Source organism: Actinomycetes bacterium (assembly GCA_036510875.1).
Taxonomy (GTDB): domain Bacteria; phylum Actinomycetota; class Actinomycetes; order Prado026; family Prado026; genus DATCDE01.
Map to the genome: position 1 here is coordinate 1 of DATCDE010000194.1, position 13033 is coordinate 13033.

General features: G+C 72.1%; 12 protein-coding genes. 2 read left to right on the forward strand and 10 right to left on the reverse strand.

The window, feature by feature from the left end; translation table 11 throughout:
• Positions 1 to 348: 348 nt before the first annotated feature.
• Entirely contained in the window at positions 349 to 771 is a 423-nt protein-coding gene (locus VIM19_11350) for a GNAT family N-acetyltransferase (protein HEY5185472.1), read from the reverse strand.
• Between the two features lie 161 nt (positions 772 to 932).
• Positions 933 to 1061 (reverse strand): hypothetical protein, encoded by a 129-nt coding sequence (locus VIM19_11355; GenBank protein ID HEY5185473.1) that lies wholly within the window; start codon positions 1059 to 1061, stop codon positions 933 to 935.
• A 239-nt stretch (positions 1062 to 1300) separates the two neighbouring features.
• Here VIM19_11355 and VIM19_11360 point away from each other — a divergent pair, with 239 nt between their 5' ends.
• Positions 1301 to 1867, forward strand: a complete 567-nt coding sequence (locus tag VIM19_11360; GenBank protein ID HEY5185474.1) for a YceI family protein — start codon at positions 1301 to 1303, stop codon at positions 1865 to 1867.
• Between the two features lie 55 nt (positions 1868 to 1922).
• On the opposite strand, the gene fdhF is transcribed toward VIM19_11360, so the two are convergent.
• From fdhF to VIM19_11395, 7 genes are all read right to left on the reverse strand, one after another.
• Positions 1923 to 4928 carry a formate dehydrogenase subunit alpha gene (gene fdhF, locus VIM19_11365; protein HEY5185475.1) on the reverse strand — a complete coding sequence of 1002 codons (3006 nt, stop codon included), beginning with the start codon at positions 4926 to 4928 and terminating at the stop codon, positions 1923 to 1925.
• On the reverse strand, positions 4925 to 6514 hold the full coding sequence (locus VIM19_11370; GenBank protein ID HEY5185476.1) for an NADH-ubiquinone oxidoreductase-F iron-sulfur binding region domain-containing protein: 1590 nt from the start codon (positions 6512 to 6514) through the stop codon (positions 4925 to 4927). The genes fdhF and VIM19_11370 overlap by 4 nt, the downstream gene beginning before the upstream one ends.
• A complete protein-coding gene (locus VIM19_11375) occupies positions 6511 to 7005 on the reverse strand; it encodes an NAD(P)H-dependent oxidoreductase subunit E (GenBank protein HEY5185477.1) in 495 nt (164 codons plus the stop codon). The genes VIM19_11370 and VIM19_11375 overlap by 4 nt, the downstream gene beginning before the upstream one ends.
• 95 nt (positions 7006 to 7100) lie before the next feature.
• The gene (locus VIM19_11380) at positions 7101 to 7373 is read right to left on the reverse strand and encodes an SHOCT domain-containing protein (protein ID HEY5185478.1); all 273 of its coding nucleotides are present in this window, start codon (positions 7371 to 7373) and stop codon (positions 7101 to 7103) included.
• A gap of 71 nt (positions 7374 to 7444) precedes the next feature.
• A complete protein-coding gene (locus VIM19_11385) occupies positions 7445 to 8779 on the reverse strand; it encodes an FAD-binding protein (GenBank protein HEY5185479.1) in 1335 nt (444 codons plus the stop codon).
• A gap of 105 nt (positions 8780 to 8884) precedes the next feature.
• On the reverse strand, positions 8885 to 11056 hold the full coding sequence (locus tag VIM19_11390; protein HEY5185480.1) for a cell wall-binding repeat-containing protein: 2172 nt from the start codon (positions 11054 to 11056) through the stop codon (positions 8885 to 8887).
• A gap of 120 nt (positions 11057 to 11176) precedes the next feature.
• Positions 11177 to 11845 (reverse strand): class II aldolase/adducin family protein, encoded by a 669-nt coding sequence (locus VIM19_11395; protein ID HEY5185481.1) that lies wholly within the window; start codon positions 11843 to 11845, stop codon positions 11177 to 11179.
• Between the two features lie 141 nt (positions 11846 to 11986).
• Here VIM19_11395 and VIM19_11400 point away from each other — a divergent pair, with 141 nt between their 5' ends.
• Positions 11987 to 12403: an antibiotic biosynthesis monooxygenase gene (locus VIM19_11400; protein ID HEY5185482.1), complete on the forward strand. Its 417-nt coding sequence runs from the start codon at positions 11987 to 11989 to the stop codon at positions 12401 to 12403.
• A 31-nt stretch (positions 12404 to 12434) separates the two neighbouring features.
• Here the strand turns inward: VIM19_11400 and VIM19_11405 are convergent, their stop codons facing one another.
• Positions 12435 to 13025, reverse strand: coding sequence for a lysoplasmalogenase (locus tag VIM19_11405; protein HEY5185483.1), 591 nt, complete (start codon positions 13023 to 13025; stop codon positions 12435 to 12437).
• Positions 13026 to 13033: the final 8 nt, after the last annotated feature.

Consider the following 13033-nt stretch of genomic DNA (forward strand, 5'->3'; position numbering starts at 1 on the left):
AAGTCCGCGTGGTGGCGCTCAGCGGCTTCGACCACCGGGTCTTGGTAGCCGGCCGAATCCACCCGGATCCACAACCGGCGGTCCTGGCGGGCACCGGCTGGGATGGCGGCCACGCACTCGTCGATGAACGTGCCCATCGCCCGGCCGGGCCACCGGGGTCAGATCCGTCTCCGACGCCCCGCCACCGGGGTCGGCACAATCCGTGCGGGACGCACCAGCAGTTCATCTTCGACATCGAACAACAGGCCGGTAGCGTTCACCACGCGGGTGCCCTTCTGCTCGGTTGATCGCGACTTCGACAATCACGATCTTCCCTTGCAGCAAGGGCACTTCCGCGTCAAGACACGGCTACCGCAAGTGACCCGACTGAAAGATCAGGGTCTGACCAGGGGACCGCTGGTGCGCGGCCAGCGCGGCAGCCGCCTCGCGCCCGTAGCCCCGCCGGTGGTGGTGCCCGTGGATCTCCAGCAGCCCGATCCAGGGGACCTGGTCGCGCGGGTGCCGGTCGAGGACGTCGGCCCAGCCGACGACGGTGCCGCCGTCGGCCTGCATGAGTGCGTAGGAGTGCCGCTCGGGGTCCAGAGCTGACACTGCGAGGTCGCGCTCAAGCATCGAACGGTCGTAGTGGCCCGGCTCGTTGGCCGAGCCCTCATGGGTGGCCAGGAACGCCGGGTTGGACAGCGCCACGGCGAGCACGCCGTCCAGGACGTCGTCCGGAACGGACTCGTCGAGCGGGACGAACCGCAACCGGGGGCTGCTGGGGAGGCTCACCCGAAGATCACGCCCCCCACCCGCATGAAGGGCTCCTTCTGTGCGCACTGGCGCACAAGCCCACCCTTCACGGACGCCGCCCCGGCCGCCGTTCGCCACGAGTGAACGGCAAGAAGGTACGACCACGCGCACAGAAGGGACCCTTCATGCAGGGCCGGGGGTCAGGCGGCCAGCCGGGACCGCTCGGCCTGGTAGGCCTCGGTCAGGTCCTCGACCAGGTCCTCGCGGCCGGCGTCCAGCGCCGCGTTGACCCGCTCGGTGTAGTGGTCCATCAGCTCGGTCTTCGTCATCTCACAGCTCCATCGGTGTCGCCGGGTGCGGCCCCGCCAAAACGGCAGAGGTCGCGCCTGCTCCTCCATGGTGGGTGACCCAGATGAATGGCGGGTTACCAGAACGTCCCGTTCCGGCGTGATCTGCACCACCTCGGGCTCAGGGTCAGTTGGTTGCGACACGCCTATGTTTGAAATGTCAAGCACATGGGGTAGGCTGCTGCTTGAAGGTTCAAGAATCCGTCCCTCGAGGAGTCAGCATGACCGCCAGCACCACCGCCACCACGATCCCCGGCTACGTCGCCGGCACTTGGGCCATCGACCCGGTCCACTCCGAGGTCGGTTTCGTCGTTCGCCACATGATGGTCAGCAAGGTCCGTGGCAAGTTCGCCACGTTCTCCGGTGAGATCGTGACCGGCGAGGAGCCGCTGGGGTCCAGTGTGACCGCGACCATCGACCTGGCGTCGATCAGCACCGGCAACGACCAGCGCGACGCCCACATCCGGTCCGCCGACTTCTTCGAGGTCGAGACCTACCCGACCATGACCTACCGCTCGTCCGGGGTGCGCGTGGACGGCGACGACTACGTCCTCGACGGCCAGCTCACCCTCAGGGGTGTGACCAAGGACGTCCCGCTGCGCCTGGAGCTCAACGGCTTCGGCCCGGACGCCTATGGCGGCACCCGCGCAGGCTTCAGCGCCGCCGCTGAGATCAACCGCCGCGACTTCGGCGTGGACTTCAACGCCGCGATGGAGACCGGTGGCGTCGTCGTCAGCGACAAGGTCACCATCCAGCTCGAGATCGAAGCCATCCTCAACGCCTCCTGACCCAGGGATGAAGGCGCGGTGCCCCAGCGGGTACCGCGCCTTCGTGCTGTCCTCGTCAGTGCAGCTGTCTGGTGGCCTCCAAGACGAGCTCGTCGATCCCCTCTCCGCCCGCGGCCACCGCGGCCACCAGCCGGGCGCGCATCCGGGGGTCCCAGAAGCTGCGCACGTGCCCAGCGATGCGGGCGACCGCCTCGTCGTGCGGCAGGTGGCCGAACTGCGCGGCGATGTCGTCGGCGAGCCGCACCTCGGGGGCCGGCTCGGCCGCCTCGCGACCGTCGCCGGCCGCCGCAGGCCGGCGGTGCGACGTCTTGAGCGTGACCTCCACGGCGGTCACCTTGTACTCCGGGCAGTTCGTGGCCCAGTCGGAGTTCTCAGTGGTGACGACGTTGGCCCCCGTCACCGGGTGGTGGAAGGTCGTGTAGACAACGCCCACCGGCATCCGGTCAGCGATCCGCGCCCGCAGCGCGGTCTCCCCCACCCGTGAGGCCAGCAGCACCAGGTCGCCGTCCTCGACGCCCCGGACCTCGGCGTCGTGCGGGTGGATCTCGAGCACGTCCTCCGGGTGCCACCGCACGTTCTCGGTGCGCCGGGTCTGCGCGCCCACGTTGTACTGCGTGAGGATCCGCCCGGTCGTAAGGATGAGCGGGTAGCGCCGGCTCGAGCGCTCCGTGGTCGGCACGTACCGCGTCGGGAGGAGCTGGCCCTTGCCCCTCACGAACCGGTCCACATGCATGATCCGGGTGCCCTCGGGAGCCTGCGCGTTGCACGGCCACTGCAGGCTGCCCACCCGGTCGAGGTGCTCGAAGGAGACGCCAGCGAACGTGGGCGTGATCAGCGCGATCTCGTCCATGATCTGGCTGGGGTGCTCGTAGCGCATTGGGTAGCCCATGGCCTGGGCGACCTCGCAGACGATCTCCCACTCGTGCTTGCCGGTCGCCGGCGCCATCACCGGCCGGACCCGGTTGATCCGGCGTTCGGCGTTGGTGAAGGTCCCGTCCTTCTCCAGGAACGACGTTCCGGGCAGGAACACGTGGGCCAGCTTCGAGGTCTCGTTGAGGAACAGGTCCTGGACGACGACCAGGTCCATCGACCCGAGCGCGTGCAGCACGTGTTGGGTGTTCGGGTCGGACTGTGCGAGGTCCTCGCCTTGGATGTACAGCGCCCGGAAGCTGCCGTCGATGGCGGCGTCGAACATGTTCGGGATCCGCAGCCCCGGCTCGGCGACCAGTTCGCGGCCCCACAGGGTCTCGAAGGTCTCCCGCACGGTGTCGTCCGACACGTGCCGGTACCCCGGCAGCTCGTGCGGGAACGAGCCCATGTCGCAGGAGCCCTGCACGTTGTTCTGCCCGCGCAGCGGGTTGACCCCGACGCCCTCGCGGCCGATGTTGCCGGTCGCCATGGCCAGGTTGGCCATCCCGATGACCATGGTCGAGCCCTGGCTGTGCTCGGTCACGCCCAGCCCGTAGTAGATGGCCGCGTTGGGCGCGCTCGCGTAGAGCCGCGCGGCAGCCCGCACCTCGGCAGCGGGGACGCCGGTGACCTCCGCCAGCGCCTCCGGGCTGTTCTCCTCCCGGCGGATGAAGTCCAGCCACTCCTCGGTGCCCTCGCAGCGTTCGGCCACGAAGGCGTCGTCCATCAGCCCGTCGGTGACGACGACGTGGGCCATCGCGTTGACGACCGCCACGTTGCTGCCAGGACGCAGCTGCAGGTGGTGCGCCGCCTCGATGTGCGGGGAGCGCACCAGATCGATGCGCCGCGGGTCGACGACGATCAGCTGTGCGCCCTGCCGTAGCCGCCGCTTGAGCCGGGAGGCGAACACCGGGTGCCCGTCGGTGGGGTTCGCCCCGATGATGACGACGACGTCGGCCTTGGCCACGCTGGCAAAGTCCTGGGTGCCCGCGGAGGTGCCGAAGGTCTGCTTGAGCCCGTAGCCGGTGGGCGAGTGGCAGACCCGGGCGCAGGTGTCGACGTTGTTGTTGCCGAACGCCGCCCGGACCATCTTCTGGACGACGTAGACCTCCTCGTTCGTGCAGCGGGACGACGTGATCCCGCCGATCGCGCCCACCCCGTGCTCGGCCTGGATCTGCAGCAGCCGCTGCGCGGTGTCGCCGATGGCCTCGTCCCAGGAGACCTCGTGCCACGGGTCGGTGGTCCGCTCCCGGATCATCGGGGTGAGCACCCGCTCCTTGTGGGTGGCGTAGCTCCAGGCGAAGCGCCCCTTCACACAGGAGTGCCCCTCGTTCGCACCGCCGCCGGAGTAGGGCACCATCCGGACCACCTGGTCGCCCTTGAGCTCGGCCTTGAACGAGCAGCCCACGCCGCAGTACGCGCACGTGGTGAGGACCGTGCGGGTGGGCATGCCGAGCTCGACGACCGTCTTCTCCTGCAGCGTCGCAGTCGGGCAGGCCTGCACGCAGGCGCCGCAGGAGACGCACTCGGAGTCGAAGAAGGTGTCGCCCTGGCTCGGGTTGACCCGGGAGTCGAAGCCACGCCCGGCGATGGTCAGCGCGAAGGTGCCCTGGATCTCGTCGCAGGCGCGCACGCAACGGGAGCAGACGATGCACTTGCTCGAGTCGAAGTCGAAGTACGGGTTGGACGTGTCGATGGCCTCGCCGAGGTGGTTGTCCCCCGCGTAGCCGTACCGGACGTCGCGTAGCCCGACCACGCCGGCCATGTCCTGCAGCTCGCAGTCGCCGTTCGCCGCGCAGGTGAGGCAGTCCAGCGGGTGGTCGGAGATGTACAGCTCGATGACACCGCGGCGCAGCTTCTCCAGCCGCGGGGTCTGCGTGTGCACGACCATGCCGTCGGAGCAGGGTGTCGTGCAGGACGCCGGCGTGCCCTTGACGCCTTCCACCTCGACGACGCACAGCCGGCAGGACCCGAACGGCTCCAGGCTCTCGGTGGCGCACAGCTTGGGGACGTCGATGCCGGCGAGCGACGCGGCGCGCAGCACCGAGGTACCGGGCGGGACCGCCACCGGCTGGCCGTCGACGGTCAGCGTGACGGTGGCCTCGCCTGGGGCGGCGGGGGTGCCGCGGTCGATCTCGTCGAGCAGGCTCATACCGCCACCTCCGTGGTCGCACTGTCACCAGTTCGCCGCCGGAAGTCTTCCGGCCAGTGCGCCAGCGCCGAGAGCACCGGCTGTGGCGTCAGCCCGCCCATGGCGCACAGCGAGCCGTCGGTCATGACCTCGCACAGGTCGGTCAGCAGCTGGACGTTCTGCTCGGGGTCCACGCCGGCGACGATCCGGTCGATGACCTCGACCCCGCGGACGGCGCCGACCCGGCACGGGGTGCACTTGCCGCAGGACTCCGTGGCGCAGAACTCCATGGCGAACCGGGCCTGCTGGGCCAGGTCGACCGAGTCGTCGAACACGACGACGCCGCCGTGGCCGACCATCGCCCCCTCGGCGGCGAACGCCTCGTAGTCCATGGGCAGGTCGAAGCGGGACGGCGGCAGGTAGGCGCCGAGCGGACCGCCGACCTGGACAGCGCGGACCGGCCGGCCGGTCGCAGTCCCGCCGGCCCAGCCCACGACCAGCTCGCCGAGGGAGAGTCCGAACGCGGTCTCGACGATTCCGCCGCGTGCGACGTTGCCGGCCAGCTGGAAGACCTGGGTGCCGCGGGAGCGGCCCACGCCGAGGTCGGCGTACCCCTGCGCCCCGCCGGCCAGGACGGCCGGCACGGTCCCGAGGGTAAGCACGTTGTTGACCGCCGTCGGCCGCCCGAACAGGCCCGCGATCGCAGGAAGCGGGGGCTTGGCCCGGATCACCCCCCGCTTGCCCTCGAGACTCTCCAGCATGGAGGTCTCCTCGCCGCAGATGTACGCCCCGGCGCCGACCCGGACGGACACGTCGAAGGCCAGCAACGAGCCGAGCACCGACCGGCCCAGCCAGCCCAGGGCGGTGGCGGTCTCGATGGCCCGCCGTAGCGTCACGGCCGCGTCGGGGTACTCCGAGCGCAGGTAGACGTAGCCGTGGCTGGCGCCGACGGCGTGCGCGGCGATGGCCATTCCCTCGAGCAGGCAGAACGGGTCACCCTCGATGAGCATCCGGTCGGCGAAGGTCCCGCTGTCACCCTCGTCGGCGTTGCAGGCGATGTACTTCGGCCCGGCCATGCCGTCCGCGGCCAGCACGGTGCCCCACTTGACGCCCGCTGGGAAGCCGGCCCCCCCGCGCCCGCGCAGCCCCGAGGCGGTGACCTCGGCGACCACCTCGGCCGGGCTCATGGCCAGCGCCCGCCGCAGGCCCTTGAGGCCGCCGTGCGCGACGTAGTCCTCGGCCGACAGCGGGTCGATTACGCCGACCCGGGCGAACGTGACCCGGTGCTGGTCCCGCAGCCAGCCGATCTGCTCGGTCGGCCCGAGCGCGAGCCGGTGCGACACGCCCGCCGGCTGCCCGTCGAGCAGCCCGGCCGTGACCAGCGCCTCGACGTCACCGGCTTCCACCGGCCCGAAGGCGTACCGGGTGCCGTCGGCGGCGGCCACCTCGACCAGCGGCTCCAGCCAGAGCGCGCCGCGCGAGCCGGTGCGCACCAGGCGCAGGTCGACGCCGCGTAGCTCCGCCTCGGTGCCCAGCCGGGCCGCCACGTCGTCCGCGCCGACCGAGCGGGCGGACGCGTCCTTGGGCACGAAGGCGACGACGCTCACCGCTGCGACTCCTCAGCCGTCGGCACGGAGGGCAGCAGCCCGACCAGCCGGTCCACCGTGAGCCGTCCGTGCAGCCGGCCGTCGACGAGGGCCGACGGCCCGAGGGCGCAGTTGCCGAGGCAGAAGACCTCCTCGACGGTGACCGCGCCGTCGACGGACGTCTCCCCCACGCCGACGCCGAGCCGCTGCGTCACGCCGTCCAGCAGGGCCTGACCGCCGACCGCCTGGCACGCCTCGGCCCGGCACACCCGGACCTGGGTCCGCCCGGCCGGCGTCCGGCGGAAGTCACGGTAGAACGTGACCACCCCGTGGATGTCGGCCCGCGAGAGGTTGAGCTCGTCGGCGATGACCGGCACAGCGTCGTCGGGGACGTGCCCCAGGGCCTGCTGCACGGCGTGCAGCGCGAGCAGCAGCGGTCCCGGCTCGTGGACGACCGGCGTCAGCGCCGACCGGACCACCGACGCGAGCGGCTGCTGCGGTTCACGTGTCATCGACGGCCTCACCTCTGTCGGCGGTGCATCTGCCGTATTCGCTTCTACCACGTCGGCGGACGCCGTCCCAGAGGTCGGAGCCGCGCCGCGCCGGGTTAGCCGTCCGGGCCCTCGAGCAGGGCCCGGCGGCGCTGGTAGTCCTCCGGGTCGATCTCGCCCCTCGCCAGCCGCTCGTCGAGCAGGACTCGAGCCGCCGACGGTCCGGCTGCCGGGGGCGTAGATGCCGACCCCTGCGGCTGCGTCGACCGTCGGGTGGCCAGCAGCACCACCACGAGGACGACGACCGCGGCGAGGGTGAGCAGCAGCAGCGCGGCCAGCAGCCACCCGGCGGGTCCCAGCCCCGCCGCACCGCGCCGTTCCACCCACATCGCGACCACGACCTTCGAGACGTCCCGCGTCGACTTCCCATCATGCGTCGCGGACGGCGGTCGTGGGTGGGCTAGCTGCCGAGCACCGGGTGGTTGCCGCGGATGCGGGTGTCCGGGTCGACGGCGCGCTTGACCGGCTGCAGCTTCTGCAGCCGGTCCGGGGCGTAGGCCCGCTCGGCGCCTTCGTGCGCTGAGAGGAAGGTGAATGCCGTCTGGTCCACGGTGTACGCGGCGAGGCCGGCCCGCACCTCGGCCAGCCCGGCCGCGACGGCTGGAACCGCCGGCGCGATGCCCAGGGCGAACAGCAGGTACTCGTGCTCGATCCGATGGGCCACGGCGTTCCCGCTGACGTCGCGGGCGAGCGCCCCGCCGAGGTGGCGGACCTGCACGCCCATCACCGGCGTCCGGCTGGCGTCGCCGGCGAGCTCGAGGATGCGGTCGATCACCGCATCGTCGAAGCCAGGCATCAGCGCGGACGCGTCCAGCCCAGGCGTCGGGTCCGTGGGCTCCTGCGCCACCCCGCCGAGCTGGCCGGCGCTGAGCACAGACGTCGTGTCCTGCAGCACCGTCCCGGCCGCCCGGATCGGCGCCAGCAGCGCCTCGGCCGGTTCCACAGCGCCGAGGAACATCGCGTCCACCGTGGCGAAGGACTTGCCGCGGATCGGCTCGGGGAGGAACGGGGCCGGTGGAAAGTGCATGAGGCTGGCCCACAGGGTCAGTTCGTCGGGCGCCTGCCGGGAGGTGGCCGCGAACGCCCGCAGCACCGGGCGGGCGTCCTCGATCGGGAACATCAGCTTGCCGCCGTAGATCTCCGGCGCCGGGTGCAGGTCGATCTCGACCGCGGTGACCACGCCGAAGTCCCCGCCCCCGCCGCGCAGCGCCCACATCAGGTCGGGGTCGCTCTCGTCGGTCACCCGACGGTGCACGCCAGTGGCGTCGACCAGCTCGACCGCCCGCAGGCAGTGCGCCGCCAGGCCGTGGCGCCGCCCGAACCAGGACAGCCCTCCGCCCAGCAGGAAGCCGACGACGGACACGTCGGGGTTGCTGCCCACCAGGCCGACCAGCCCGCTGCCGTCGAGCGCGTCCAGCGGCCGGCCCCGCTTGACGCCAGCGCCGACCCGGGCGACCTGTGCGGCCGGGTCGACGGTCAGCTCATCCAAGGCTCCCGTGCGCACCAGGATGGCGCCGTCGAGGGCACGGCTGGCCCCGTGGCCGCCGGGCTGCGCCGCCACGGTCAGGTCGTGCGCCGCGGCGAAGCGCAGCACCGCCTGCACGTCGGCGACCCCGGCCACCTCGACGACGGCGGCTGGCTGCTGGTCGACGGTGAGCAGCCTGGCGGAGCGGACGGCTTCCCAGCCGTCGTCGTCCGGTGTGACCAGCCGACAGGCCAGGTCGGCGCGCAGCAATGACCAGTTCCCTATGACATCTCCGTTCAGCCCGCATCCGTTCGGATGGGAGCCGACCTTGGCATGCGCCGCTGACGGTCCGCGAGTTGTCTTGCCGTCAGTGGATCAGCCGGGGAACGGCCGGACGACGGTCGGCAGTGGGGTTCCGTGCGCCCACAGCGAGGCGGTCCGCACCAACGGGCGGACGGCCTCGACGATGCGGTCGTTGCCCAGGTAGACGGCCATGTGGCTCACGTCGCTGTACCAGAAGACCAGGTCGCCGGGGCGGCGCTGGGCGAGCGGGACGTGCAGCATCGCCGTCGAGCGGTACATCACGGCGGCGGTAGCGAAGCTGGCCTGTACGTGCAGGTCGGTGGTGATCCCCAGGATCGTCCGGCCCGCGGAGTACATCGCCTGCAGGGCCAGCCCGGAACAGTCGTAGCCGACCGGCCCGGCGCCGCCGTAGATGTACGGCTTGCCCGCCTGCGCCGAGGCGAAGGCGAGCAGGGCGGCGATGTGGTCGGCGACCGGGGCGGCCGGCGCCACGGTGGGCTGGGCGGTGTAGCGGTCCAGGCAGAAGTCGTAGCCGGTGCCCAGGGCGTCCCAGGTGGCCCGGTCGACCAGGCCGGTCACCGGCAGCTGCTTGCGCTGCTGGAACGCCTTGACAGCGGTCACGGTGGCCGCGTCGTAGCGCTCGTTGTGCCCGACCAGGCCGAGCGCCTTCTGCACGAGGTAGACCTTCACCCCGACGATCGCCGGGGTGAGAGTGATGCAGCCCTTGGGCAACGGAACGGTGCCGACGTAGGGAACCGCCTGGTAGGTCGCGCACGGGGCCAGCTGGGCGGCGCCGGCTGCAAGTGCGCCGGTCCCGCCGAGCAGGGTCACCTGCGAGGGGTCGAGGCGGGCCAGCTCGGACGCCGGCTCGGCGGGCAGGCAGGCCGGCTGGGCGAGCAGCACCGGGGCGCGGACGGCGGCTGCGGCCGGTCCCCCGGCCAGTGCGTCGGCGAACCCGAACCCGGTGGCCAGGAAGGCACGGCTCGCCGTCGGAAAGGCGGAGGCGGCGACCTGCGCGGCGGTGGCGTAGCGGCTCGCGCCGGCCAGCCGCCGGATGGGCGCGTAGGCCTGTAGTGCCGTCAGAACGGCGGCGCCGACCGCGCCAGAGCCGCCGAGGACCGTGATCCGGGCCGGCTGCAGCCGCTTGACCTCCTGGGCGGTCGCGGCCGGGACCCGGTTCGTGTCCACGAGCAGGAGCGGGACGCCGAGCGCGCCGGCCGCAGCGGAGCCAGCCAGCGCATCGGGGAAGTCACGGCCGGTCGCGACGAACAGGTCAGCCGGCTTCGGGACGAACGTCGCGGCCGAGATCATGGCCGCGGTGGTGAACCGGTCCGGTCCGGCGATCCGGTGCACCGTCCGGCCGGGCGCGGCCAGGGCGGCCAGAACCGCGTCGGACACGGCCCCGGTCCCGCCGAGCACCTCGACCGTGGTCGGAGCCAGCCGGTCGAGAGCGGTCGAAGTGGCGGCCGGGACGGCGTCCGGCTGGACGAGCAGCACGGGGGCGTGGCGGGCGGCCGCGGCGGCCCCGCCGGCGAGCGCGTCCGGGAAGCCGGCCCCGGACGCGACGAACACCACCGAGGCCCCGGAGGGGAACGCCGCCGTCGAGGCCAGGGCCGCCGTCTCGTACCGGCTGGCCCCCCCGATGCGGTCCACCGCGGTGAGTGGCTGGTTGAGCTGCAGCGACAACACCGGATGCAAGGACACCCCGTTCGGTGCGGCCTGCGGGTCACCGGCCGCATCGAAGTAGCCGACCCCGCTCACCAGCACCGGCACGTTCGCGGCTGTGACGGTGGAGGTGCCCGAGTAGGACGCCGAGAACGCCGTGCGGACGGCGGTGATGGCCGCGGCGAACGGGCTGCCCGCGGCGACACAAGCCGGGTCGGGGATGTCAGCGACGAGCGGCGCTCCGGTGGCGTCACGCAGGTACAGCCGCAGGTCCCCGCCGCTGTCGAGCTGGTAGCCGACCATCGTGGCGCTGACCTCGTACCCGGTGCTCTCGGTGGGGGCGACCCGGGTCGCGGGCAGCGGCAGCGCCGGCGTGGGCACTGCGCCCAGGGCCGCGGCCGTCGTCCGGACCGGCGTGGTGACCACGCTCGACGCGCCCGCGTCCGCACCGGTCTGCACCGCGAGCCGCGTGGGGCTGCAGGTCGCCGCTCCGGCCGAGCCGGCCAGGGCAACGGCCAGCAGCCCGCCGACGAGTGCGACCACCGCCAGCAGCCCGGCCGCGCATCGCCCTCGCACCATGTGTTCTCCTCAGCCGCCGACCTGCCCGATGGTAGCCAGCCGGACCGGGGACAATCGGCCCGGTGGTGCCGTCGGCCAGCCGGACGAGACGAGCCGTACGTCAGGACTGGCGCAGGCGAGTTACGCGTGCTGGGTTCCGCGGTCGTCGAAGGACATCGCGCGTTGCAACGCCGCAGCCCGCAACGGCTCCGGGATCTCGACCGGTCCACCGAGGCTGCCCGCGTTCGCCCCCGCCTGAGCGGCCTCCTCGATGACGCCACCGACCAGGATCGCGAGCTCAGGAGAGCGATGGAACACCAGCACACCGTGGTTGGCCAACAGCACGGCGGGCACCCCTGGCAGCACGGCGGCTCGGATGTTCGCGACCGCTTCGTCGGAGCCGCGCGGCCCGTACCCGGCCACCGGCACCCCGTGCGGCAGGCCGAACATCGCCAGCGCCTCGTTCCAGCACCCGATGGGCCGGTGCGCGACCGCATAGGCGGTGGCATACGGCGAGTGGGTGTGCAGCACGCACCCAACCTCGGCACTGTCGGCGTACATCGCGGTGTGCATCGCGACCACCGCCCCCTGGATCGGGGGCAGGTCGCCCTCCAACAGCGTTCCGTCCAGGCCCACGCGCACCACGGCCGAGCGGGGATGGTCGCGCAGCGAGGGCGCGGCGGTGAAGTACATCTCCGCCGCGCCCGGGACCCGGATGCTGACGTTGCCGTGACCGTTCGCCGAGATCCCACCGCTGGCAACCACTCGCTGGGCGACCTCGACCACCTGGTCGACCAAGTCCATGTCCATGACGCCCCACCGTTCCGTCCCGGCGCCCACACTGATGTCGCGCGCGCGACATCAGTGTGGGGGACCCGCGAGCTTCCCAGCGACGAAACCCAACGGCACGGTTGTCCCGGGGCAACCGCGGCCGCAGGCGAAGGACGAGCGGTGGCGCCCACCGTCCTCCGCGATTCGTCGACCGGCACCACCTGGGTGTGTCACCCTCACGGCATGCGGGGATGGCCCGCAATTTCTGATGGGGGTTCTGGCATGTGGGCTCAACTGATCAAGATGCACGTCAAGCCAAGCCTCGAGCAGGATGTGCCTCGCCTGTTCGAGCAGTTGCAGGCCATCGAGCCACCGGACTCGGGCCTGTTGCGAACCATGCTCATGCAGGACCAGAAGGACCCGGCTCGGGCCTACGTCCTGGTCGTCTTCGAGAGCGAGGAAAAGGCCCGAGCCCGCGAGCAGGACCCGCGGCGTCAGGAGGGTCTGCAGTCAGTGCAGGCGACGATGGCGGAGCTGTTCGACGGACCGCCGGAGTTCACTGACCTGACGGTCATCCACGACGTGTCGCCCTCGTGACGCCGATGGAGCCCGTAGCCCCTTCGCACTTCTAGCCGGACGGCGGCCCGGCGAGCAGCGCCTGCGCGGCGGTATAGGTGCCCATCACCCAGCCGTCGTGCCCGGGCAGGTGCACGTCACCGAACCGGTCCAACGCGATCAGCGCATCCGAAGCGAGGAACAGCGCCCCGCCCGCGGCGGTCGCGGGGTCGCCCGAGTCTGCCGCGGCCAGCGCCATCGCGGTGAGGACGGCGCTGTAGACCAGGACCGGGATTCGGTCCGACCCGCTGCGCCGCCACAGGTACGCGTTGAGGCCGGCCAAGGTGACGAGGTAGGGAACGGCGACCACGGGGCGCCGCCGCACGAGGCCGCCACCGGGGCGCGACCGCAGGGCGTCGATCCAGGCCACCTGCGCGCCCAGGAAGCTGCCCAGCCCGGCGGTGAAGGCGGCCTTGCCGTTACCCATGAGTGCGACGTCCCCGGCCCAGGACAGCGCGAGCGCCCGCTGGCTGCGCCGGTCGGCGCCGACCATCAGCACGGGCATGAGCAGCGGCTTGGTCGCCCAGCGCGGGCGGTTCAGTACCGCGGCCGCCAGCACGGTGTCGGTGACCGCCAGCGCGTAGTAGACCGACCTCGCCCTCATCTCACCCC

What these genes read in the sequence shown, in the direction of transcription:
- VIM19_11355 (HEY5185473.1), bottom strand. Translation starts at nt 1,061, where the DNA reads ATGACGAAGACCGAGCTGATGGACCACTACACCGAGCGGGTCAACGCG.
- VIM19_11390 (HEY5185480.1), bottom strand. Translation starts at nt 11,056, where the DNA reads ATGGTGCGAGGGCGATGCGCGGCCGGGCTGCTGGCGGTGGTCGCACTC.
- VIM19_11405 (HEY5185483.1), bottom strand. Translation starts at nt 13,025, where the DNA reads ATGAGGGCGAGGTCGGTCTACTACGCGCTGGCGGTCACCGACACCGTG.
- fdhF (HEY5185475.1), bottom strand. Translation starts at nt 4,928, where the DNA reads ATGAGCCTGCTCGACGAGATCGACCGCGGCACCCCCGCCGCCCCAGGC.
- VIM19_11360 (HEY5185474.1), top strand. Translation starts at nt 1,301, where the DNA reads ATGACCGCCAGCACCACCGCCACCACGATCCCCGGCTACGTCGCCGGC.
- VIM19_11395 (HEY5185481.1), bottom strand. Translation starts at nt 11,845, where the DNA reads ATGGACATGGACTTGGTCGACCAGGTGGTCGAGGTCGCCCAGCGAGTG.
- VIM19_11380 (HEY5185478.1), bottom strand. Translation starts at nt 7,373, where the DNA reads ATGTGGGTGGAACGGCGCGGTGCGGCGGGGCTGGGACCCGCCGGGTGG.
- VIM19_11375 (HEY5185477.1), bottom strand. Translation starts at nt 7,005, where the DNA reads ATGACACGTGAACCGCAGCAGCCGCTCGCGTCGGTGGTCCGGTCGGCG.